Source organism: Candidatus Hydrogenedentota bacterium (assembly GCA_012523015.1).
Classification (GTDB): domain Bacteria; phylum Hydrogenedentota; class Hydrogenedentia; order Hydrogenedentales; family CAITNO01; genus JAAYBJ01.
The window spans coordinates 1-23,122 of the sequence record JAAYJI010000198.1 but is presented as its reverse complement, the minus strand read 5'-3'; the positions used below and the strand labels follow the sequence as shown (position 1 = coordinate 23,122).

The following is a 23,122-nucleotide window of genomic DNA, read 5'->3' as shown; positions in this document are numbered from 1 at the left end:
GATACAAACACCTCGGGCGCGATAAATCGCGCCCCTACACCGGAAGGCTTTGTTCGTCTTCTGTCCATCGTGTCCATCCCGTCCATCCCGTCCATCGTGTCCATCCTGTCCATCAGAAAGAAACATCTCCGCCCCTATCCCCCGCCCCACGCTGCGTGCTGTTGAGAAATTTGCGTTACCCCTTAAACACAAGATATAATACGCACGTTACACACACTTTCCCCACCCATTAAGCGATGGGGTTGTTTATGCGCCTTCCTCTGGACGGGTAGCTCAGCCGGTAGAGCATCGGACTTTTAATCCGGTGGCCGCGGGTTCGAATCCCGCCCCGTTCACCAGATTTTAACGCCGTAAATCCTTATCTTACAGGTTTTACGGCGTTTCTTTTTTTTATGGGATAGATCGGATGGCCTTAGTGTTACCTGTTAGCGAGAATGGCGTTGTTTTCTTTTTGGCCCCAATTGGGCTATAATCGATTTTCGTGTTACTCGGGTGTGTGAAGGCTCCGGAAGTGTCCTTCGATGTATTAATGCCTGATCATGGGAAAGGAAGTCTATCCAGCTTTTATCTCTGCCCGGGGGATTGAGGTTTCCGGCAGCTTCTGCCGGATGCAGCGAAAGGGGATACTGTGTATGGCTAGGCTTGAAGACATCGTAGGCGGCGCCCGCTGCCGGGCGTGTATGGCCGCCGTTCTTACTCATGATGGTTGACCCCAATTCGAAGATGTGATAATCTAGACCGTGCAGCGCGAATGCAAGGCGTATAAAACAAAGATACGCTATTTCCTTTGGAGGGTTGGGACTGCGCAATCCCGATACGGTGTGTAGTGCAAAGGAGGAAAGCTTTCCATGTTACGATGCAGAAGTTGTAATAATGATTTGGCGCGAGACGCGGAATCTTGTCCACTCTGTGGGCACGTGGTCACGTGGTGTGATATGGGGCACCAATTCGAAACGATTACAAGCCAGGTGAGCGGCAAAGGAAGGATCCATATCGACCCCGGCTATAAAAAGACCGTGAAATGGTTTCTTCTGGCAAACGCTGCCGTCATAGTAACCCTGTTTTTCACGACAGCCGCCACAATCGGAATCCAAGGCGTAATGGTGGTTCCTGTTCTGCTCGTCATGGGCGCTACCGTTCCTTTCGGGACACTGCTCATGTCGAAATGGCTGGTAAAGCGTGCCCATAAAGTAAAGACGATCTCGGCTCATTCGCGGGATGCTGCGGAGATACAACTTTACAATATGGTCGATGGGCTTCGACAGCGTGCGGGGCTTGAGGTTATGCCGGAAGTCGGCATTTATGAATCGGAAGAGATGAACGCCTTCGCAACGGGGGCGACGCGTAAGAGCGCTATGCTCGCGTACAGCACCGCCTTGTTGAGCCGTATGGACGAAGACGAGATCGCCGCTGTGACTGCCCATGAGATTGCCCATATTGCCAATGGGGATATGATCACCCTTTCCCTGATACAAGCCGTTGTGAATGCGGTTGTGCTGTTGTTCTACATCCCCCTTTCGACACTCCGTTTTTTAGCGTTTTTTATCGATGATCTGGATTGGATTATCGTTGCCATTTTAACGGTCATTCGATTTGTGGTCGTGTCCATACTCCTCGTCCTTGGCACGCTCGTCGTCTATGCCTTCTCCCGAAGACGAGAGTTCGAAGCGGATCGTATTGCCGCTGAGCTCTTGGATTCCAATGCAATGATTAAGACGCTGAGACATTTGGGCGAAGAGGTGTCGCTCATCGAATACGATAAGAGCGTCGCACAATATGCCGCCTTAAAAATATCGTCTCCGCTGAGCGCCTTGGGCGATTTGTTTTCTACCCACCCCTCTGTGGACAGACGGATCAACGCTTTAGAACTTAGGCATGCTGCGCTTATGGAAGCCCCGGCAGAGGCCGCTGTGGCTACGGCGCCTGTTGAAGCGCCGGCAGTACCGCCCCTTCCGCAACTTGTCGGAGAGCTTGGGGAACAGGCGCCTGCGCAAGAACAGCCTTTCTCAACAATAGCTGAAATAAGGGTTCAGGAGAGCGTGGAAGGGGAAGTGGAATGGACGCAATTGGAGGACGCCGCGGAAGGTGTCTCTTTGCCCGTTGAAGATGGGGTCGCGCCGCTCCGTGTGGAAGCATACGGCGTGGATACAGCGCCGCCGCCGCCCACTCCCGTACCGGTTGCTCCGATACCGCCGACCGTGCCGCCTGTCGCTGCGGCGCCCCCGTCGCCCACTCCCGCACCGGTTGCTCCGATGCCGCAGCCTGTGCCTGTTGCGGCAAGCCCGGTAAAGGCCGGAGTCGATCCTGCGAAGCCCAAAAAAGGAAAGAAACTAGCGCTCATCGTGTCCCTATCGATTCTGGTGAGTCTTGTTGTTCTCTTTGTTATTGGGTTCTTCGTCTCCGAAGACGGAGCGATAGGGACAGAGACGCCTGTGCAGGTGGTTGAAGAGCGCCCTGCCCATCCCCCCGCGCCCGTGGCGACCCATGCAGCTGCCGCAGCACAGCCGGAGTCTCCAGCTCTTATAGAGGAAGAGCTGCCTGCGCCGCAGACCTCCTCGATTCAACGGGTGCAGGAACAGGAAAGCCCTGCACCGACTGTCTCTTCCGTATTGGATACGAAAGATAATTTTGTTCCTGCCGTGAAGCGTTCTTCCGAGCCGCCTGCGGAGGAAGCGTCAGCGGCGGACTCGGAAAATAAACAGGCTGCAACCGTCGATACCTTCTCGGAGGCATCCGGCGCGTTGTCACAGACGGATAAGGAGGAAAAATACCTTGCCGCGGCACGTGTTCTGAACGTGACCCAACAGAGAGAGGCGTCGCAAGCAAAACGGGATGCAGATCATCGGGCAGCGGTTACGGCTGCGCCTGCGCCTACTCCTCCCCCTGTGCCTGCGCCCTCGCCTGTGTATGCGGACAGGGATCTGTACGGTTTGGGATTGCCGCAACAGCTTCAGCTTGCGGGGGTTATTGACGGTTCCAAAAACATCACTATGGAACTGTATCTTGACAAAAACGTCGTTTATGGCACTTATTATTATGATAAATACCGAACAAACATCGCTGTATTTGGAGATTATGATCTGTCCGGTAATATTGAATTAACCGAACACTACGACGGTGATGAGACCGGTTCATTCAAAGGTTCCTTTTCTTCAGCCACGAAGCTCGGCGGCATTTGGACAAGTGGGGATAGAAAGAAGGCTTATACCTTTTCACTGAATATCACGAGTCGTCAGCAACTGGACAGCTTCGTGGATGAAGAGGAGGATGATTATTGGGCTCCTGCGCCGGTGGTGCTTCAGACCTTGGAGGGCATCGTAACGGGGGATGGTGTGCGTCTCCGGCAGAGTCCGTCGCTGAAAGGGAAAATCATCACCAAACTGTATAAGAATAATCATGTTTTCATAATCTCGCCCTATTCGAAAGGCTTGGAATGGGTCAACGTCAAAACAGCCGACCAAAAAGTCGGCTGGATACATCATGACTATTTATATGTATACAGTTCGAGATGATGAACCCCCCGTCTTGGGGATTGTTTACGGGAGCGTAAGGCCGCTGTCGCCGTAATCCGGCCCGTTCCTGTGCGCGCGCCGAGCTGCTTGGAAAAGGAATCGCTATGAAAGTTTTTCCCGTCATGGTCTGTGCTTTCGTCTTAGCGCCTCTGCTTTTTTGCGGTGCTCCGGCGGCGGCGATAGAGGAAGGCGAAGATCACGCCGTCACGGCAAGCTTGGAAGGGGGGCGATACGTGGAAGACATCGCTTTTGTTGCCCGCTGCGATGGGACAACACAGCGCTATGTGTGTATGTATCCGGGAGCGAATCCCTCCGAAGCGTACGACGGTATTTTGATCGCCTTGCACGGACACGGTTCAGACCGTTGGCAGTTCATCCGCGACGGTCGGGACGAATGCCGCGCTGTGCGCGATGTGGCGGCGAAGCGCCGGCTCCTGTTGGTCTCCCCCGATTATCGCGCCAAAACATCGTGGATGGGCCCTGCGGCGGAAGCGGATCTTGTCCAGATTATCGAAGGGCTGAAGGCAAGCCATGACTTGGAAAAGGTGTATCTCTGCGGCGGGTCCATGGGCGGCACGGCGGTCTTGATCTTTGCAGCCCTTCACCCCGATTTGACGGCAGGGGCAGCGTCCATGAACGGCACGGCAAACCTCGTAGAATATGATCAGTTTCAAGATGCCATTGCCGCATCTTACGGCGGCAGCAAGTGCGAGGTGCCGGAGGAATATAAGAAGCGCAGTCCTGAATTGCATGCGGAACGGGTGACCATGCCTGTGGCGGTGACGGCAGGCGCTTTGGATGAGGTGGTGCCTGCGGCGAGCGTTCTGAGGCTGGCGGCGCATTTGGAGCAGATGGAGCGGGCAGTGCTGCTTGTTTATGATGAAGCGGGCGGTCATCAGACCTGCTATAAGGACGCTGTCCGCAGCTTAACCTTTATCTTGGCGCCGCCGCAGGATTGATGTTTGCAGCGCAAAAGCATAGAATGAGGGGTGATGTCTTTGTATTGCCACTAATCTTCACCTTCGGAGGAGCAGCCGTGTTTAAGCCTATGGGTCTATTGATCGGGATGGTATGTGTTCTCAGCGCCTTTTCCCTTTTTGCGGAAGAGGCGGAACTTTGGGAAAAGGCGTATACGGGCGAAGACGCCTCGGGCGATCATGTCATCGCCTTTTGGAATGGCAGCTGTGAGGGCGACGAGATCGTTGATGTATCGGGCAATGGGCATCACGGCAGATTGGAGGGCGCTGTCTTAGATCGTGACGGGCGTTTCGGCGAAGGCTTCGCTTCTTTTGCGGGGTGGCCCGTTGATGACAGCCGCCACGCCATAGAGGTGAAGCGGTCGGATGCCCTTTCGCCGCGGGGCGCTTTCACCATTGAAATGTGGCTGTGCCCGGATGAGTCGTTTTTGGGCTATGGGGAAAGTTTTCTCATTGACAAGAAATATGTAGCCCACACCGATTATCAATGGATGATCGAGCAGCCCGATGAGGAAGGCAACGCCATTATGCGTGTGAATCTCGGTTTTGGAGAGGATTCAGCCTTATGGCGTTCGCAAGAAGCAGCACAATTTAAGCCCGGCCAGTGGTCTCATGTCGCCTTTTCTTATGACGGAGCGGGACAGGTGCGTTTCTTTCAGAACGGCCGTTGTGTGGGCACTTCCGTTAAATCAGGGCGCGGCGCTGTCTATCCCGGCGACCATCTCTTATCAATCGGCGACCGGCTGGGCAGTTATTATCACGGTTTTCCCGGCCGCTTGGATGAGATCCGTATCAGCGAAGGGGCTTTGGAGTTTTCGCCCGTCCGTGTGACCGCTGCCTACCTAAGGAGTGCCTATGAACGAGGCGAAAGCATTGCGCCTTTAGCCTTCACCATTAAAAATTTGCGCAGTGCAGCGCTCACTGATCTGAACATAAAGGCGCAGATCGCGCAGGCGGGCGGAGCGGTTAGTGAAAAGGTGAGCCTCGCGCCGGGCGAGGAACATAACTTGTCCTATCCTTTAGACAGCTCCCTTCGTCCCGACACGTACACATTGGTTGTGTCTTGTCAGCTTGGCGATGACGATTCTTGGGTGGACAACACGGAATTTCCCGTGACCATTGTGGGCAGAAAAGCGCCCCACCGTATGCCCGTTGTCATGTGGGGTGTTGGCGGCGTCAGCGAGGTTTTGGATAATTTGCAAAGGTTGAAAGAGATCGGATTTACCCATTGTTTGGGGCTGCGCTGTCCTTTCGATACGGTGTGGGAGGCGGAAGCGCCTGTGCGCCTTTATGATGATGAAGAAATGGTGCCTATTGCCGCCATGCTTGATGAAGCCTTGGTGAATGATCTGGGTATTGTGATCAGCGTTGGTGTGGGTCATTGGCTGGAAAATAAAGAGGAACTCTTGCGTATCGACCGCGACGGCAAGGGCTATGATCGGCAGAATATTTGTTGTAATTTTCCGAAACTTGAGCCTTTTGCCAAGAATGTGGGCTTGTCTATCACAGAAAGTTATCACGACTTCCCCGCATTTCAAGGGGCGCTGATTAATACGGAAGTGCGCGACGGTTCTCAGTTGTGTTTTCACGAGCATGACCGCGCCTTGTACCGCGCCGCCGCCGGTGTAGACATTCCCGATGCTGCCGTAAGCAAAAACGGTGTTTCCTATACCAATGTGGAAAATTTTCCCGAAGATCGGGTCGTCGCTGATGATGATGAGCTCCTCCGGTTTTACCGTTGGTTTTGGCGCGATGGTGACGGCTGGAACAAGATTCATTCCGCTGTTCATGGAGGATTAAAAGAGGGAGCCCGTCAAGGGTTCTGGACGTTTTTTGATCCTGCCGTTCGCGTACCGCCTCTATGGGGCAGCGGCGGTACAGTGGATTATTTATCCCATTGGACCTACAGTTATCCCGACCCGATCCGTATTGGACTGTGTGCCGATGAGCTCTTTGCCATGGCGAAGGGCGGCGTGCCGGGACAAGATGTCATGAAGATGACCCAAATTATTTGGTATCGTTCGCAGACGGCGCCCATGGACGACAAGGCAACGGACAGCACGGGTACGGCTGCGTCGCCTTGGGAAGATTATGATCCTGATGCGGCGTACATTACCATTGCGCCGACCCATCTTAAAGAGGCGTTTTGGACAAAGATCAGCAGGCCCGTCAAAGGGATTATGTACCACGGCTGGCAATCCCTCGTGCCTGTGGAAGGGAAATCGGCGTATCGCTTTACCCATCCGGAGACACAGAAAGCGCTCAAAGAATTGGTCGACACCGTCGTAACGCCCTTGGGCCCCACGTTAACGCAGCTGCCCGGTGCGCCGGCTGATGTTGCCTTTTTGGAAAGTTTCAGTTCCACTATCTTTGCAAGTAGAGGGACCTACGGCTGGGGCGGTTCTTGGGCGGGCGATGCCTACCACATCCTGCTCTATGCGGGATTGCAGCCGGAAATTATTTATGAAGAAACGATTCTGCGCGACGGCTTAGACGGATTTAAGGTTTTGGTCTTGGCAGATTGCGATGTGCTGCCCCGCGCGGTGGTGGAGCGTATTCAAGCCTTCCAAGGGGCGGGCGGGCTCATTGTGGGGGATGAGCGCTTATGCCCTGCCCTTCACGCCGATTTGAACTTGACCCTGCGGCCGCGCTCTAAAAAAGCGGATAAGGATAAGGCCGCCTTGTTGCGGCAAGCGAAGACCTTGCAAGAAGCATTGCAAGGCGCGTATGAGCCTTACCTGCGCTCGTCAGAGGCGGAAGTGCTGCCCTATCACCGCCGTTATGGTGACGCAGACTATATCTTTGCCATTAACGATCATCGGGAATTCGGAAGCTACGTGGGCCATCATGGGATGGTCATGGAGAACGGGCTTCCCCTGGACGCGGTCTTTTCCATCGACCGGGGGCCTGCGGCTCAGGTCTATGATTTGGTGGCTCATGAGCCTGTGGCAACAAGCCATGATGGGGAGAGACTGCAGCTGCCGGTGGCGTTGGAACCGGGCGGCGGCGGTATTTGGATGGTTAGTGAAAAAGCGATTGCAGGTATTCATATTGAAGGGGCTGAAGGTGTGAAACGGCTTGAAGAACTGCGGATCACCGTTTCCGTGGTGGACGATAACCATACCGCCCTCGCTGCGATCGTGCCCGTGGAGATTCTCATCAAAGATCCGGACGGGCGGCAGGCTGAATGGAGCGGCTTCTACGGCGCTAAAGAGGAGGGCGTGGAGATCAACTTGGCCCTTGCCCCGAATGATACGCTTGGGCTGTGGACGGTTTATGTGAAAGAGCTTGCGTCGGGGAAAAAGGCACGTCACTATTTTCGGGTCGTGGAATAAAGGCTGGTCTATACATTTTTGTCGGCGGCGGATAGCTCAACGACACGGAATTTGACGATTCCGACTTTGCCGTTACGGCGCGTTTCTAAGACGACTTCGTCGCCTATAAATAGGCCCCAGTTGATGAAATCAATGTCTAGGGGATGTTCGACGCTTTCGCCATTCACGGCTATGACAACATCCCCCACGTCCAAGCCTTGTTGGTAGGCGGGACTCGAGCGCAGGATTTCGGTGACGATGACACCGGATTCTTCGTGGATATCGAGTTTTTCCAACATGCTTTGGTTGAGGCTGCTGAGCGCCTCGCCGCGAAAACCGAACCACGGGTTGCGCCGTCTCCCATAGGCGATGATCTCTTGGGCAACACGGCGGGCGCGATTGATGGGGATGGCAAAGCCTAGGCCTTGGTCGCCCCCGCTTTGCGAAAATAACATGGTGTTGATGCCGATCACTTCACCGGAGGCATTGACGAGCGGACCGCCGCTGTTGCCGGGATTGATGGCGGCATCGGTCTGGATCATGCCTTGGTAGAGTCTTTCGCCGCCGCCTACCTGACGGCTGACACGGCGATGATTGGCGGAAACAACGCCCACGCTGACGCTGGGCTGGGGATCGCTGATCATGGTGCCGAAGGGATTGCCAATGGCGATGACCCATTCGCCGATATATAAGTCGTTGGAATCGCCCATGGGCGCAAAGGATAATTCTTGGTTGCCGATCACTTTTAATACGGCGATATCGGTTCGCTCGTCGGCGCCGACGACATCCACATCCAGGGCGCTGCCGTCAGAGAGGGTCACGGAGACGATACGATCCGCATTTTGTATGACGTGATAGTTGGTGAGGATATGACCTTCCTGATCGATAATGAAGCCGGTGCCCAATCCTTCGACGAGACGACCGCGTACGCGGGGACGGCGAAAGTAAAAGTCAAACATACCCGAAAAGGGATCTTGTTCTCGTTCTGCATGGATTTCCACCACGTTAATGGTGACCACCGACGATTTGACTTGTTCGATGGCGCGCACAATGGCGTTGCGCCGAGAGTTCGTTATTTCCTCCTGGCCTTGGGCGCTATTCAGGGCGGGGATCAGTGCCAAAAGCAGGCTGAGCAGCAAGAAATGCCGGGTCATGATCGGTCTCCTTATGGTCGATTTTGTAAGCGCCTTACAATGCTGTGAGGCAGCTGCCGGGCATGGGCTGCGGAGATGGGCAAGGGGGGATTCAGGAAATGAGGGCGCGGCCGTCCAATGCGCGGATGAGGGTCATATCATCGGCATATTCCAATCCCCCGCCCATGGGCACGCCGTGGGCGATCCGGCTCACTTTAATGTGTAACGCGCCAATACGTTTGGCAAGATAGGCCGCGGTTACCTCGCCTTCCGCAGTGGCGTTTGTTGCGATGATTACTTCTTTGAAGCTGCCCGCTTCGATGCGTTGCAGCAGCTGATCAATATGGAGGTCGTCGGGACCGATCCCTTCTAAAGGGTTCAATACGCCGTGGAGCACGTGATAAAGGCCCCGATACGCTCCGCCCTTCTCAAGCGCCATGGCGCCTACAGGCCGTTCTACGATACACAAGAGACTTTGATCGCGGCGCGGATCGCTGCAAATGGAACAGGGTGTTTCATCGGTTAAATTGCGGCAGGAAGGACACCAGGTAATTGCCGCGCGACCCGTGCCGATAGCATCACAAAAGTCTTCCACCTCGGAAGGAGCCATGGTCAATAGGTGCAGGCAATAGCGTTCTGCTGTTTTGCGGCCTACCCCGGGCAGGCGGCGCAAAGCATTGATCATACGTTGTACAACAGGCGATTCGATAAACATGAACGCACATTCTCCATCATTTAGACAGGTCTGCGAAAGCGGAGGGGTTGCGTTTCATTTCTTCCCACTCCGCATAGAGCGCCTCCCGTGTCATCACATCCAAACGATCGGGGAAGAGCTTGCCTTGCAAATGGTCGTATTCATGTTGAATGATGCGTGCTAAAAAGTCATGGGCCTCAAATTCGACAGGGGCGCCGGTTTCGTCTTGGGCACGGACGCGGATGCGTGTGGCGCGGGGTGCGCTTGCTAAGAGGTTGGGCAGGCTTAGGCAGCCTTCGTTTCCATATTCTTTGCCTTCCATCTCGACGATTTCAGGATTGACAAGGCAGAGCGGATCGCCGTCAGGCTCGCAGAGTACCAAAAGTTGTTTGCTGATACCCACTTGCGGCGCGGCAAGACCTACGCCATCACTGAAAAACATGGTTTCAATCATATCATCCACTAATCGCAGCAGGTTTTTATCGAAACGATCCACAGCACTCGCTTTTTCGCGTAAGGGTGCATCGGGATATTCAGTAATTTTCATGATCGCCATAACAGTCTCCGTTTCTAAGGTCTCATTATAAGGCAGCTCAATGAGTAACAACAAGAAAAGAGGAAGCATTTCCGAAATAGAAGAATATACATCCTATACTATTGTACATCATGAGCCGGCACTTGTCGGTATTTTGTATTTTTGAACCTGCGCCGCCCGTCTGGTTCAGAGGGGGTACCGTTCAGGTCACGGTGTCCCCGTCGCCCCCATCGGTCGGTTCTTGAGAGGGTATTGCGTCCCGCGCGATTGTGTCGAAGGCGGGAGGCTTTTTCCTCAACACGCCAAAACGAAGGATTAAGATGACGGTCATAGCCACATAGAGGATGAATGCGGTCAGATAATCGCGAAGGCTGAAAACGATGCGGCGCACGCCCAAGGCGGCAATGGCCGCCCCCCCACTCTTGGGTTGATCATGGATAATGAGCCAAGAATCAACGCGGGCATGTGAGCCCGGTTCCACACTGAATTCTTGTGCTTCCCGCCTTTTGCCAAAAGAGGCACGGAGGGTATATTGCAGCTTGGGCGCTTCCTCGATGCGATGAAAGAAGAAGCGCGTCGTGCCGAGGGTCGTATTGCTGCCTTGGCGGAGACGAACCGTGCCGGAGGATGTGTTCAGTACGAGCGCCTGCGGACCCTGTGGAGAGGCTTGGAGGGGCAGCGCCGTCAAGAGCATCTGTTCCAACTTTAGGAAGCGTGGCGGGCTATCCCCCGGCGCAAGGGCTATGGTGCCGCCTTCAAATACTTGCGCCTCCCCTAGCTTTTCGCCGTTGACCCAAGTTGCCGCCCATACAGCGCCGTCATGCCAGGCATACAACAATACAAGACTTGTGTCGTTAAAATATTGGAATTCTAGGTCGCCGTCGGGAGAGAAGCTGTTTGCATCCACGACAATAAGATCCCGCCGGTCGCCGCTTCTCTTTTCGATGTGTATGCGCGGCTCCCGTCCTTCCTCTGTATCTTCGGCTGCGAGGAGGGTGTATTCGGTTCCGTTGCCCGTGGTAAGCCCTGTGCCGGGCGTCACCGTGTCAAACCAATGGCTCCGCGTATCTTCGTGAACTGCCCACCGGAAATGAGGAGCGGGCGGCGGCTCTTTCGGAACGGCGGCGCGCGCCTCCGCTTCGTTGGAAACAAGGTATAGACGAAGCAAAAGACCCGGTTCCGGGCGGAGATCCGTTTCAGGGCTGAGGAAAAGGGGAGCGTAAGATGCTGCGTCGCTGTCGTTTAAGGTCAACACGGCCATGGGCGTGCCGTGGGCGGTTTTCACCAGTCCTGACCATGGCTCTATGCCGCCAACAGAGAGCATGCCTTCGGGCGTGTTGAGGGTGTCGCCCGCTTCTACGCGGTAGGTGGAGCGCTCGTTGGACGCCTCTACCGTCAACTCGTTTTTGAAGGAGCCTTCCTCTAAGATGCGGCTCTCTTTTAAAGAGAGAATAAAAGGGAGCTCTGTTGTTTGATAGGCCTTTTGGCGGTCTAAAACCGTGAAGACAGCCTTTGGATTATCGAAATGAAGGAGCTCCGCAGGAAGCGCCTTATTTAAAAAGGCGAAGGAACTGTTTTCGTTTTGAACCGGTTGAACGGCCCGGCGCTCTCCCCTGCCTTTCTCGACAACGATGACACCGTCAAAACTGCGAAGTTGGTACAGTACGAAAGCAAAGACCGCCAAGACAGCTGTCTGGTAGCATAAATACACGACGAGTTTTAAGGGCAACCGTGGCATAGGATACTTTAGAGGGAAAAGCGCGGATGCTAGCCGTTCAGCTCTAACACTTTATCCCGTACGAGCGCCTCAATTTCTTTCATCCGCTTTCTGGTGTCCGCTTCCACGCGCATGACCAGTTTGGGCGCCGTATTGGAGGCGCGCAGCAGACCCCAACCGTCGGGGAATTCAATGCGTGCGCCGTCGATGGTGACCACATCCAGTTTTAAGGTCTTTTTAAAATAGTCCGTCGCTTGCTTGACTACCTTAAACTTTTTGTTGTCGGGGCAATTAAACTCGATTTCAGGCGTGGCAAAACGATTGGGAAAATCAACGAAATGTTCACTCAGCGCCTTATCTTCTTTGGCCAAGAGTTCGAGCAGTCGTGCGCCGCCGTAGATGGCGTCATCGAAACCATACCAACGATGTTTAAAGAAAATGTGGCCGCTCAATTCGCCGGCAAGTTGTGCGTTAAACTTTTTCATGGCCGCTTTGATATGGGAATGGCCGGTACGCCACATAATCGATTTACCGCCCCGTTTCTCCACATCCTCATAGAAGCTGCGGCTGCATTTGACTTCGCCTAAAATGACCGAACCCGGTTTTTGCTGGAGTATATCCCGTGCGAAGAGGGTGAGGAGTCGATCGCCTGCAAGCATCTTGCCCCGTTCGTCGCAGCCGCCGAGACGGTCCACGTCGCCGTCGAAACCGATGCCCACATCAGCCTTATGTTTTTTAACGGCACGGATGAGATGCTGCAGATTTTCTTCTTTCGTCGGGTCAGGATGATGATTCGGGAAATTGCCGTCCACCTCGCAGTATAAGGGGATCACTTCACAGCCCAGCGCCTCATAAAGCGGTACTGCTACCAAGCCGCCCACGCCGTTGCCCGCATCGACGACGACTTTCAGTTTGCGTTGCAGGGATATGCCCCGACGAACGCGCGCAATATATTTGTCGCAAAGATTCATGCGCGTAATGGTCACGCTCTTCTTTTTAGATAGAGGGAAAACACCCTTTTGCGCTATAGCGCCGAGCTTTTGAATCTCTGCGCCGAAAATGGTCCCCTTGCCAACGGCAACCTTCATTCCATTATAGTTTTTGGGATTGTGACTGGCAGTGAGCATGAGGCCGCCGTCCACTTCCAAGGTTTGTAATCCATAATAGAGCACAGGTGTCGGCACCATGCCCAGGTCGATGACGTCGAGACCGCAGGCGGTGAGTCCGTCAATAACGGCATTGGAAAGGCTTTTACCGGAAAGGCGTCCGTCGCGGGCGATGACAACGCGGTTGTATTTTTTCTTGCCGCGCAAGTAAGCGGCAAAAGCCATGCCCAGACGTTCCATCACCTCTTCATTGATATCCGCATCATCACCCACAATACCCCGAATATCATATTCACGAAAAATTTCCGGATTAATCGCTTTCATCTTCATCTCCTTAGATCTTGTGCCTTGATTCGCCTTAAACAATGCCCTATACACAGCATACTATGCATGGTACGCTGACCCGCCATCATAGTATCATGACAACATATATTCTTTCTACCCAATTCCCGGTGCCGCGGTGTTTATGCAATGATATTGCGGCTTTTGCTGGGAAATTCGGGCATGAAGCCGACAAAACCTCCGCGTTGTTAGCGCGGAGGTCTGCGACGTCAGATCGTATTTATAAAAGGAGGATCACGGCCAAAACATGTTGAGCGCAGGTACCACTTCGTCGACCATGAGCTGACCGCCTTCAGGTGTTACAAGATAATTTTCGGCGCTGTAGCCGCCGCCTTTAATTGCTTCTTCCGTGGGCAAATAACCGCTTTGACCATTTGCCAGTTGTACGGTAAGGGTTAAAATGGCTTTTGCCCGCGCCTGAATGCGTAATCCATAGTCAAGATAATACTCGAAGGGAAAAGTCGCCATCGCGATTTCGCCGATGCGCAGCGCGTGAATCTCCGTAGGCTTCACGGAGTCCCCTTTAATAAAGGGCGGCGTGGGCGGATCCTTTTCCGGCAGATCCAAAAGCAAGAGACGATGCTGCATCGGAATCTCAAACTGAATTTCTTCCCGTGCGCCGGGCAAAACCTCGTCAATGGCGTTGGCAACACGAAATGCCACTTCTTCACGGTAAGAAATACCTTTACGTTTCAGCATGGCTTCCTCCGCCGCCTTGCGTATGGTGCGGTGGGGAGAAATATCGCCTGCAGCGGAACATTGCGGTAATATGTAGAGCCCTGAGCCGAGACGCTGTCTCAGATTTCCCCTGATTTCATGCCAAAAATCGGCGGATAATTGCAAGAGCGATTCCGTTTCTTGCGAAGGACACGGCAGATTGACCAAGACGCCGGTTAGTTCTTTTTCCGGTGTCCAGAAGAAGAGGAGCGGTAATCCGGAATCGGCACTGCCTTCAAAGCCCATGAACTCTTCTCGGTTTGTATCGCCGTACATGACCGTTTTACCGTCAAAATACTGTACACGTCGGTTGATCCCGACGACGGCATGACCAAGCGCCCAGCTTACTCCCGCTGCGGAGCGGCTTTCCCAGGCGGCGACAATGGTATCTGCAGCTTTCTCCACAAAAAACGCGCCATATTCCGATGCGGTCATGGCATCGGGCGCGCCTGAAATATCATAGACGCCCTCATAGGTGGCATCATCCAGACCGGGACCGTCATGGGTGTGCGTGGCGCTGACGACCAATTTGTTGGGATCAAAGTCGGGGATTCGGGGCTTAATGGCAGCGCGGATCTTATTAACCGTCGCATTATCGACAAAACATAAGTCACAGGACACCAAAACCGCTTCTTCTTTGGCGCCCTGTTCAAAGCGGGTTTCCAATGCTAAGGCGGTTAAGGTGATCGGATCAATAGCTCCCTCGGAAAGGCGCGTGTTGTATTGACCAATGATCGCCACAGGCTGATCAGGAGTGATATCGGCAGACGCCCAGCCGACAAAGAGCGGATCGGAGCGGGTCATCTCCCCCGCTATTTTCTGCGCTGTCTCGGCAAACCACTTGTGGGAGGCGGCAACCTGAGGCATATTGTTTTGCCAGTCCGCTTCATATTCGATACCGAAGAGGAGCGGTACGGCTCCACATGCTGCCAATTCTTCCAAGACCTTGTCCAATTCTCCGCAGCCTTCGCCCCAGGGCACATCATTGGCGTCACGTTTGGCAGCGTCTAAGTCTTTCATGTGTACGGTCATTAACCGTTTGCCGAGGATGCGTACCATAGCGGTCGGATTCAATCCTGAACGTAACCAGTGCCCTGTATCCGCACAAGCGCCCAGTCTCGGCCCGCGCCCTTCAAGGACTTCCATGATGACATCGGGATGCCAATAGCGGGAGCTGCCTTCGGGGTGGTTGTGCAGGGCAACGTTAATGCCGTAGCTGTCGCAATACCCTTCGATGAGATCCAAGGCTTCCGGTTCCGGTTCGGAGACGATGGCAGACACGCCTAGCTTTTTCGCAAACTCGAATATCTCACGGCACGCCGTGTCATCGTTGGGAATGCGATGGATATAGATGTTGATTAAGTGTACTTTTGCATCGTTGAGTTTGGCGTGAAGGGCGGCAACAGCATCATCAGCGATACCGGGAGCAAGTTTCGTGTCAGCGCCCGGCATCAACAGCTGACCTTCGAAGGCTTCAATGTGCGCCATGCCGAGGGCCGCGGTTTTTTCAACGGCCTCAAAAAAAGTAAAGGATTTGAAAGTCCACGCCGTGGGGCCTACAGTCCAGCCGAAGGGCTGTTGAGCCAAGGCTTGTGGAACAAGCCAAAGGCTCAACACCACAACAAGCATTATTTTTAAGGGAAGGAAAGGTGCATATCTCATATCGACCATCCGTTGTGCATCTCACGATGAAGCATAGCGTTGGCTTCGTCATTGTTCTTAAAGGACTCCGTGGCGGGATCCCACGACAATTTTGTTTCGAGGCGGCCCGCAATATCTGCCAGCATGCCCAAGCAGGATGCCTGATGGGCAGAGTCCACATTGGAAACGGGATCTTTGCGGCTGCGGATGCACTCTAAGAAGTTGCCGCCGTGATTAATGGAATCGGTTAAGAGGTCATCGCTGTCTTTGAATTTGGTGTTTATTAAGGAAGCAGGCTCGGACCAGAGACCGGAGCGGTCTATATAGATCCATCCTTCATCGCTGATAAAACGAGCGCCTGCTTTCATCTGTTCTTTGTCTTTGAAGATCATCTTAAAGTCGTCAGCATAGGTGAATGTGGCGTTCCAACCGTTGGAATTATTGGTAAAGCCTTCATTGCGGAAGGTCTCGTCACATTCCAATTCGAAGGGCGTCGTAGCAATTTGCGGACATCCCCAGTTCGCAATGTCAAGATGATGGACGCCCCAATTCGAAATGAAGCCGGTGCAATAATCGAAAATGAGATACCAATCGGGCCAATCCACACGGCCGGGATTATAAGGTTCGGCAGGAGCGGGACCACGCCACATTTCCCAATCAAAGCCTTCGGGAACGGGCTGCGGATCTAAGGATCCTTTGTATTTGGGGACATAACTGGGGCCGGATGCCGCCACTTCTACGGTGTGTACTTTGCCCAAATAACCGTTGCGTACGAGCGCACAGGCACGTTGAAATCTATCGAGAGAACGCTGCCACGTTCCGGTCTGAAGGACGCGCTCATGCTTGCGGACGGCATCCACAATGGCGCGGGATTGTTCGATTGAGACGCCGAGGGGTTTTTCGCAATAAAGGTCTTTGCCTGCTTTGGCGGCTTCGGTTGCCATGATGGCGTGCCAATGGTCTTGTGCGGCGATCATGACGGCGTCGATATCGGGTCTTGCCAGCACTTCCCGGAAATCAGCATACATGGCGCAGCCTGAATCACCATATTTGGCGTCGACAACTTCTTTGGCTTTCTTTCTGCGGTCTTCATAGGCGTCGCAAACCGCCACGACCCGACAATCGGGCAGCGTAAGGAATTTGCTCATATTGTCCATGCCCATACCGCCGACTCCGATGCAGGCAATGGAAATCAAATTGTTCGGCGAAGTATTACCCTGCTGTCCCCAGACAGACCCGGGAATAATGGTGGGAAGCAAAAACCCCGCTCCTAAGGCAAGGGAACTCCCAACAAACTGGCGACGCGTGATTTCCTTCTTCATACGATTCCTTTCTGTGCGATCAACAATGATCATTAGTTTGCATTAACGCAACACGGATAAAATTCCTTCATATCATCTATAAGAATAACAGAATATCTTTTAAAATGCCCGTTGTCGTTCTCGGTTGCCTGTGGTGATTGTGGAAAGCCGATTGGGATCCCAAATGGTCGCGCCAATATAGCGTTCGGGACCGGTTTGTTCATCGTCAAAATAGTAGATGGTCACCACCTTGCCGTCGGAGCGCTGCACACTGCGCACATAGCCCACATCGCGATCTAATCCGTCATCGCGCAATACGATTTGAGGCCCCCAAGTCTTGCCTTGATCGTCACTTATTCTGGCGCGGATGCTGTAGGGATAGGCACGCAGCCCGTAGGTGAGACACAGACGCCCGTCTTTTAATACAATGAGCATGGGCGGATTGCCTTCGCCTAAGTATTCCACAGGGTCTTTTTCCTGTGACCACGTGAAGCCATTGTCGAGACTGCGCCAGGCGCTGATCCAACGGAACGTGCCTTCGCGCCGGCGCAAGGTAGTGTAGAGTTCCGTATTGGAAAGTCTGACGGTGGAGGGCATGATCGCAAAGCCTTCCGGTTCAGGTCCGATCCATGCGCGCTGTGTCCACGTGATGCCGCCGTCGTCTGTGTGGGCGCAGAGGACTCTGCCCTCTTCCCCATTCTCTTTTCCTACGGTGATAAAGATTAATGCCTCTGCTTTACCGGAAATCAGGTAGTCCGTACGTGCTGCGGTGCCGGGTGTTCCGAAGTCGGGCAAACGATAAGGGCCCTTCCAGCTGTGTCCGCGGTCATAGGAATATTCGAAGCGGGATTCGCCGCCGTCAATATTTTCCATTCTAAAGGTCAATACAAAATCGGGATGGGAAAAATCCATGGGTTCTTTTAAATCGGTGATGGGCGGCAGGGCTTGTCCCGGTGTTTCGGTACCGTGTAAGAATTTGCCGCGGGGAATAAGAAAGCCCTGTGCAGCGGGATGTTCCCAATTCCAATGTTCGCCGCCGTCTAGGCTTCGGGCTAACCAAAACTCTTCCGGTTTCTCGCGATCGATATGATGGCGAGTGGGTCCTAAATCTTTGTAATAGCCTTTGCTATAGCCTACTAAAATTTCATTACCCCAACTCCAGATGCCGTGATTGGCGGGCCATCCTCCAAAACGACCGGGTTCGTAGTATACCTTCACATGATGACAGTCATCGGGCTTGGAGAGTGCTTCTCCGGGTAACTGTGCAAAGATGCTGACCAACACGAGAGAAAAGCTCATACGCAGGGGCTCCGGGTTTAAAGAGGACTTCCTTTACCTAATAAAATACTATTTTGGGACATTTCAGGGATATAATGCAAGCAATCGCCATGATTTTTTCGGTGAAAAGGACTATTCCCCAAGGCTCTGCGAAAATAATGTTTGGGGTATCCCTTCTTTTCGATTAGGAAGCGATAGGGCTGAACAGGTATAATAAAACAATTCATGTTAGTGGACATGATTAATAAAGGTAATTTAGCCCATTCCCGGGTTGTGCGGATCCCGATTTTGAGTGACAATCTCTTTGGGAGGAAATTGTGACGGGTTCCGCTGTGTACAATACTTGATGCTGTTATCCAAAGAAGGTATTTTTATCTTTCAAAATACGTGGTGGTGAATTTGGTAGAGCATTTTCGGCAGCGTGTTAACAGTAAAGTGAAGGTATGGTTTCCAATACTTGGATTGACCTTTTGGGCTGAAGGATTTTGAATCAGTGTATTCTTTGAAGAAAGCCTTTTGTTTTCTTGTCGTTGCGGCGCTGTTCGTTTGCTCGGCTGGATGTTCAGGCATTCACGACGGAGCAGTCAATGTAATGGGCTCAACCTCGATACAACCTTTTGCCGAGGCTTTATCTGAGGTCTATTTGTCGGATAATCCCGAGGACAACGTCGAAGTTCAAGGCGGCGGCTCCACAGCAGGCTTGCAAGCAGTGCGAAACGGCTTGGCCGACATTTGCATGTGTTCGCGCTCACTGAGCGAATCGGAAGCAGAATTCTTCACAAGCCAGGTTATCGCACAAGATGGTTTCGCTATCGTTGTAAATCCCAATAATCCTGTCGAAAATCTCAGTATGAAAGAGTTACAGCTAATTTTCGCCGGCGCTATTGATAACTGGAAGCAAGTAGGCGGTGAGGACTACCCAATTCGCCCCATTACACGGGAAGAAGGTTCGGGCACCCGAGAGAGCTTTGTGCAGCTCGTCATGGGCACTGAAAAGATTTCCCGTAAAGCCTTGACGCAAGAATCCAACGGTGCCGTCCGCGAATTGGTTAAAGGCGATAAAGCCGCTATTGGATATATGTCTTTAAATATGACGGGGCCCGAATTAAAGAAAGTGAAGGTGGATCAGGTGGCTCCTACACCTGAAGCGGTACAGTCAGGTCAGTACCGCCTTGTCCGCCCCTTCTATTTTGTTACTTTAGGCCCGTTGCGCCCTGAAGCGGAACCGTTTTTTGAGTTCGTTCTCTCCGATGAGGGACAGACCATATTGGAATCTGAAGGGCTTGTGCGTAATCCATGAAACAAGACCGATTCATAGCCTTTATTTTGTTTTTACTATCCTTGTCCGCGCTGTCAGGCTTAACGCTGATCACCGTGTTTATTTTTAAAGAAGGGCTGCCGCTCATTTTGAACACGGGTGTACGAGACTTCTTCTTCTCCTCAAACTGGGAACCTACGGAAGGTCAGTTCGGTATTTTATCCATGATCGTAGGTTCATTAGCCGTTACCTTGGGCGCCATGACGATTGGCGCCGTTTTCGGTCTGGGAATGGCAATCGTTTTAACCCAATTCTGTCCGCCGAAACTGGCGGCGGTCATGAAACCGCTCATAGAATTGCTGGCCGGGATCCCCTCTGTCGTCTATGGTTTCATGGGCGTGGTCACCATTGTCCCCATGATACGCACGTTTTTGGGCGGTCCGGGCTTGTCTATGCTGGCAGCTTCGATTGTGCTGGGGATTATGGTCTTGCCTACGGTAACGAGCATCTCCATTGACGCCTTGAAGGCGGTGCCGCGCGCCTATTGGGAGGGTTCACTAGCCTTGGGCGCGACGAAATGGCAAACTACCCATATGTTAATGTTGAAAGCGGCAGGCTCCGGAATTTTGGCTGCGATTATTCTTGGTATGGGCCGCGCTTTGGGCGAGACTATGGCCGTTATCATGGTGGCAGGCAATGCCTTGGAAATGTCCGGCAATCCTTTGGATCCGGTGCGAACGTTGACCAGTAATATCGCGTTGGAAATGGGATATGCCACAGGGCACCATCGTGAAGCCCTCTTTGCCACGGGCGTAACTTTGTTCGTTTTCATCATGATCTTTAATACCATTGCCTTGGTCATATCCCGCCGCAGCGCCGGAAAGAGGGGACGTTCATGAGACGGATTTCCCCCATAGTTATGCAGCGTATCGCTGTTACTTTCTTGTGGTCTCTTACGATGATAACCATCGGTATTTTGCTGTATATCATCTGTTTCATATTGCTGAAGGGGTTGCCCCAATTGTCTTGGGAGTTTCTGAGCCAATCGCCCAAAAGCATGGGACGGGGCGGCGGCATTTTCCCGATGATAGTCGGCACCTTTATGGTGGCAGGCTTGGCTGTGCTCATTGCCGCGCCTTTAGGGGTCGGCACAGCAGTCTTTCTGACAGAATATACACGGGAGAATAAACTCACCTTTATCATTCGATTTGGCGCCGATTGTCTGGCAGGAATCCCGTCCATTATTTACGGCTTATTCGGCTTCGTGTTTTTTGGCATTTATTTGGGCATGGGCCTCAGCGTACTCTCCGGCGCGTTGACCTTGGCGCTCATGGTGCTCCCCACCATTATACGTACGGCGGAAGAAGCCATTCTCTCGGTTCCCTATGCCTACCGTGAGGCAAGCTACGGTTTGGGCAGCACCCGTTGGCAAATGGTTACCCGCGTTGTGCTTCCCTCCGCTTTGCCGGGTATTGGTACCGGAATTGTATTGTCTTTGGGGCGCAGTATTAGTGAAACAGCTGCCGTCATGTTGACTGCAGGTTCTGCGCTGCGTTTGCCCCGGTCTATATTCGATTCATCCCGCACCCTTGCGCTTCACTTTTATATTTTAGTCAGGGAAGGCCTGTCTGTAGATAAAGCCTATGCCACAGCCGCTGTGTTGATTATCATTATCTTAATTTTAAACGGCTTGGCGTACTGGTTGATGAAACGTTTTGTAGGAAGAGGCGGTTCATGACGAGCAAGCATCCCGATACAATTATAGAGGTCAAAAACCTTTCGGTATATCTTGGTGACAAGTGCATGTTAAATGACATTACGCTGGATATACGCAGGAATGAGCGGTTGGCGATCATCGGTCCCGCGAATAGTGGGAAGACGACTTTTCTGCGCTGTCTAAACAGGCTGAACGATTTAAGAGATGATTTCAAGCGCACCGGACAAATCCTTCTTGAAGGGAAAGATATTTATGGGCCCGGAGTGGATGTGGCACGGTTGCGCAGGAGAGTGGGCATGGTCTATGCCGTACCGGGCCCCCTGCCTTGGTCGATTTATGAGAATATTGTTTACGGTCCAAAACTCGCAGGAGTGCGGTCGCGGGATCGATTGAATGAGTTGGTAGAAACTTCTTTGAAAGCTGTGGCGCTGTGGGAAGAAGTCAAAGACCGGCTCGGCCTGCCGGCATACAATCTGTCCGGTGGTCAACAACAACGACTGTGTATCGCACGGGTTCTTGCCTTGGAACCGGATGTGTTGGTGCTCGATGAGCCATGCTCAGCCTTGGATCCCATTTCTACGGCCAAAATCGAAGATGCGCTTTTGGAACTCAAATCGAGTCATGCTATTGTTTTAGTTACGAATAATACCCGTCAAGCGGCACGGGCCTCCGATAAAACCGCCTTCTTTTTAATGGGGAACCTTATCGAAGTGCATAATACAGGGCGGTTGTTTACAAACCCTGCCGATCAACGTACCAATGATTATCTTGTCGGTCAATATGGATAAAGACGGTGAATAGCAAAATAAATACACGTGGTTTAAATCTGTATTACGGCGACTTTCACGCGCTCAAAGATATTACTTTCCAAATTAAAGCGCAAACGATTACCGCCATTATAGGACCCTCCGGCTGTGGGAAATCAACGCTGCTGCGCTGTTTCAACCGCATGAATGAGTTGGATCGCGAAGTGCGCATAGAAGGCGGTATATTTCTCGATGGAGAGGATATTTACAGCCAGGGAATCGATCTTATACGCTTGCGGCAGCGGGTGGGTATGGTCTTTCAACGACCGAACCCCTTTCCCCTGTCCGTACACGAAAACGTATCGTATGGACTGCGTGTGCATCAGACTAAAAAACGCAAAGAAATGGATGAGGTGGTAGAGCATAGTTTGCGCGCTACCTTCTTGTGGGACGAAGTCAAAGACAATTTGAATGGACCTGCCCTCGCTTTATCTCCCGAACAACAACAACGACTCTGTATTTCTCGGCTCATCGCTATTGAACCGGAAGTCTTGCTTATGGATGAACCCTGTTCTGCCTTGGATCCCATCGCAACCGGCCACATTGAAGATCTCATGCGTGATTTGGCGGAACGGTACACCATCGTAATCGTAACGCATAATATGCAACAGGCTTCCCGAGTCTCAAAATATTCAGCCTTTATGTTATTGGGCGAATTAATCGAATTCGCCACGACAGCACATATTTTTGAAAATCCGACAGATAAACGAACAGAAAACTATGTATCTGGTCATTATGGATAAGCGCGACCCATTGCCCGATAGGAGCTCATACAATGTCTAGGCATCTTCTTGCAGAAATTGAAAGACTCAAAACAAGAATACTCGAATTGAGTGATATGGTAGAACAATCCGTTCATCAAGCGGTAAAATCGCTTCAAGACGGAGATAAAGATACAGCCCAAGCAGTGATTGACAACGATAGTGCAATCGATTTGGCGGAAGTAGACATTGAAGAAGAGTGTCAAAAGATACTGGCATTGCATCAACCTGTGGCGCATGACCTGCGCTTTATCATTGCCGTTCTAAAGATCAATACAGAGTTGGAACGTATAGGCGATGCGGCCGTCAGTAT

18 protein-coding genes and 1 tRNA gene are annotated in these 23,122 nt (G+C 52.6%); 11 read left to right on the top strand and 8 right to left on the bottom strand.

Annotated elements, in window-relative coordinates:
* The 5 genes from GX117_08685 to GX117_08665 form a co-directional block, all read left to right on the top strand.
* Positions 1-165 (top strand): hypothetical protein (locus tag GX117_08685; protein ID NLO33415.1); only part of this gene is annotated, 165 nt, incomplete at its 5' end.
* Positions 166-262: 97 nt separating this feature from the next.
* Positions 263-338: transfer RNA gene (locus GX117_08680), tRNA-Lys, on the top strand.
* Positions 339-848: 510 nt separating this feature from the next.
* Complete coding sequence (locus GX117_08675; protein ID NLO33414.1) at positions 849-3,512, top strand: M48 family metalloprotease; 2,664 nt, start codon at positions 849-851, stop codon at positions 3,510-3,512.
* Positions 3,513-3,634: 122 nt separating this feature from the next.
* Positions 3,635-4,471 carry an alpha/beta fold hydrolase gene (locus GX117_08670; GenBank protein NLO33413.1) on the top strand — a complete coding sequence of 279 codons (837 nt, stop codon included), beginning with the start codon at positions 3,635-3,637 and terminating at the stop codon, positions 4,469-4,471.
* Positions 4,472-4,548: 77 nt separating this feature from the next.
* Positions 4,549-7,824: a hypothetical protein gene (locus tag GX117_08665; GenBank protein NLO33412.1), complete on the top strand. Its 3,276-nt coding sequence runs from the start codon at positions 4,549-4,551 to the stop codon at positions 7,822-7,824.
* Positions 7,825-7,832: 8 nt separating this feature from the next.
* On the opposite strand, the gene GX117_08660 is transcribed toward GX117_08665, so the two are convergent.
* From GX117_08660 to GX117_08625, 8 genes are all read right to left on the bottom strand, one after another.
* Positions 7,833-8,957: a trypsin-like serine protease gene (locus GX117_08660; GenBank protein ID NLO33411.1), complete on the bottom strand. Its 1,125-nt coding sequence runs from the start codon at positions 8,955-8,957 to the stop codon at positions 7,833-7,835.
* Positions 8,958-9,048: 91 nt separating this feature from the next.
* Positions 9,049-9,651 (bottom strand): recombination protein RecR, encoded by a 603-nt coding sequence (recR, locus tag GX117_08655; GenBank protein NLO33410.1) that lies wholly within the window; start codon positions 9,649-9,651, stop codon positions 9,049-9,051.
* 16 nt (positions 9,652-9,667) lie between these two features.
* Positions 9,668-10,255, bottom strand: a complete 588-nt coding sequence (gene def / locus GX117_08650) for a peptide deformylase (GenBank protein NLO33409.1) — start codon at positions 10,253-10,255, stop codon at positions 9,668-9,670.
* 112 nt (positions 10,256-10,367) lie between these two features.
* Positions 10,368-11,903 carry a hypothetical protein gene (locus tag GX117_08645; protein NLO33408.1) on the bottom strand — a complete coding sequence of 512 codons (1,536 nt, stop codon included), beginning with the start codon at positions 11,901-11,903 and terminating at the stop codon, positions 10,368-10,370.
* A 29-nt stretch (positions 11,904-11,932) separates the two neighbouring features.
* Positions 11,933-13,303, bottom strand: a complete 1,371-nt coding sequence (locus GX117_08640; protein ID NLO33407.1) for a phosphomannomutase/phosphoglucomutase — start codon at positions 13,301-13,303, stop codon at positions 11,933-11,935.
* 261 nt (positions 13,304-13,564) lie between these two features.
* The gene (locus GX117_08635; protein ID NLO33406.1) at positions 13,565-15,709 is read right to left on the bottom strand and encodes a TIM barrel protein; all 2,145 of its coding nucleotides are present in this window, start codon (positions 15,707-15,709) and stop codon (positions 13,565-13,567) included.
* Positions 15,706-17,010: a Gfo/Idh/MocA family oxidoreductase gene (locus tag GX117_08630; GenBank protein ID NLO33405.1), complete on the bottom strand. Its 1,305-nt coding sequence runs from the start codon at positions 17,008-17,010 to the stop codon at positions 15,706-15,708. The genes GX117_08635 and GX117_08630 overlap by 4 nt, the downstream gene beginning before the upstream one ends.
* A 99-nt stretch (positions 17,011-17,109) precedes the next feature.
* On the bottom strand, positions 17,110-18,288 hold the full coding sequence (locus GX117_08625; protein ID NLO33404.1) for a hypothetical protein: 1,179 nt from the start codon (positions 18,286-18,288) through the stop codon (positions 17,110-17,112).
* A gap of 571 nt (positions 18,289-18,859) precedes the next feature.
* On the opposite strand from GX117_08625, the gene GX117_08620 reads away from it, so the two are divergent.
* From GX117_08620 to GX117_08595, 6 genes are all read left to right on the top strand, one after another.
* Positions 18,860-19,567 (top strand): phosphate ABC transporter substrate-binding protein, encoded by a 708-nt coding sequence (locus tag GX117_08620; protein ID NLO33403.1) that lies wholly within the window; start codon positions 18,860-18,862, stop codon positions 19,565-19,567.
* Complete coding sequence (gene pstC, locus GX117_08615) at positions 19,564-20,424, top strand: phosphate ABC transporter permease subunit PstC (GenBank protein ID NLO33402.1); 861 nt, start codon at positions 19,564-19,566, stop codon at positions 20,422-20,424. The genes GX117_08620 and pstC overlap by 4 nt, the downstream gene beginning before the upstream one ends.
* Positions 20,421-21,263 (top strand): phosphate ABC transporter permease PstA, encoded by an 843-nt coding sequence (gene pstA, locus GX117_08610; GenBank protein NLO33401.1) that lies wholly within the window; start codon positions 20,421-20,423, stop codon positions 21,261-21,263. The genes pstC and pstA overlap by 4 nt, the downstream gene beginning before the upstream one ends.
* Entirely contained in the window at positions 21,260-22,030 is a 771-nt protein-coding gene (locus tag GX117_08605) for a phosphate ABC transporter ATP-binding protein (protein ID NLO33400.1), read from the top strand. The genes pstA and GX117_08605 overlap by 4 nt, the downstream gene beginning before the upstream one ends.
* 5 nt (positions 22,031-22,035) lie before the next feature.
* The gene (pstB, locus tag GX117_08600; GenBank protein ID NLO33399.1) at positions 22,036-22,791 is read left to right on the top strand and encodes a phosphate ABC transporter ATP-binding protein; all 756 of its coding nucleotides are present in this window, start codon (positions 22,036-22,038) and stop codon (positions 22,789-22,791) included.
* A gap of 32 nt (positions 22,792-22,823) precedes the next feature.
* The coding region (locus GX117_08595) for a phosphate transport system regulatory protein PhoU (GenBank protein NLO33398.1) at positions 22,824-23,122 on the top strand (299 nt) is incomplete at its 3' end.

Coding starts and splice junctions, on each gene's coding strand:
- GX117_08605 (NLO33400.1), top strand. CDS start 21,260: ATGACGAGCAAGCATCCCGATACAATTATAGAGGTCAAAAACCTTTCG.
- def (NLO33409.1), bottom strand. CDS start 10,255: ATGCTTCCTCTTTTCTTGTTGTTACTCATTGAGCTGCCTTATAATGAG.
- pstA (NLO33401.1), top strand. CDS start 20,421: ATGAGACGGATTTCCCCCATAGTTATGCAGCGTATCGCTGTTACTTTC.
- recR (NLO33410.1), bottom strand. CDS start 9,651: ATGTTTATCGAATCGCCTGTTGTACAACGTATGATCAATGCTTTGCGC.
- pstC (NLO33402.1), top strand. CDS start 19,564: ATGAAACAAGACCGATTCATAGCCTTTATTTTGTTTTTACTATCCTTG.
- GX117_08630 (NLO33405.1), bottom strand. CDS start 17,010: ATGAAGAAGGAAATCACGCGTCGCCAGTTTGTTGGGAGTTCCCTTGCC.
- GX117_08660 (NLO33411.1), bottom strand. CDS start 8,957: ATGACCCGGCATTTCTTGCTGCTCAGCCTGCTTTTGGCACTGATCCCC.
- GX117_08675 (NLO33414.1), top strand. CDS start 849: ATGTTACGATGCAGAAGTTGTAATAATGATTTGGCGCGAGACGCGGAA.
- GX117_08670 (NLO33413.1), top strand. CDS start 3,635: ATGGTCTGTGCTTTCGTCTTAGCGCCTCTGCTTTTTTGCGGTGCTCCG.
- GX117_08625 (NLO33404.1), bottom strand. CDS start 18,288: ATGAGCTTTTCTCTCGTGTTGGTCAGCATCTTTGCACAGTTACCCGGA.
- GX117_08620 (NLO33403.1), top strand. CDS start 18,860: ATGGGCTCAACCTCGATACAACCTTTTGCCGAGGCTTTATCTGAGGTC.
- GX117_08635 (NLO33406.1), bottom strand. CDS start 15,709: ATGAGATATGCACCTTTCCTTCCCTTAAAAATAATGCTTGTTGTGGTG.
- GX117_08645 (NLO33408.1), bottom strand. CDS start 11,903: ATGCCACGGTTGCCCTTAAAACTCGTCGTGTATTTATGCTACCAGACA.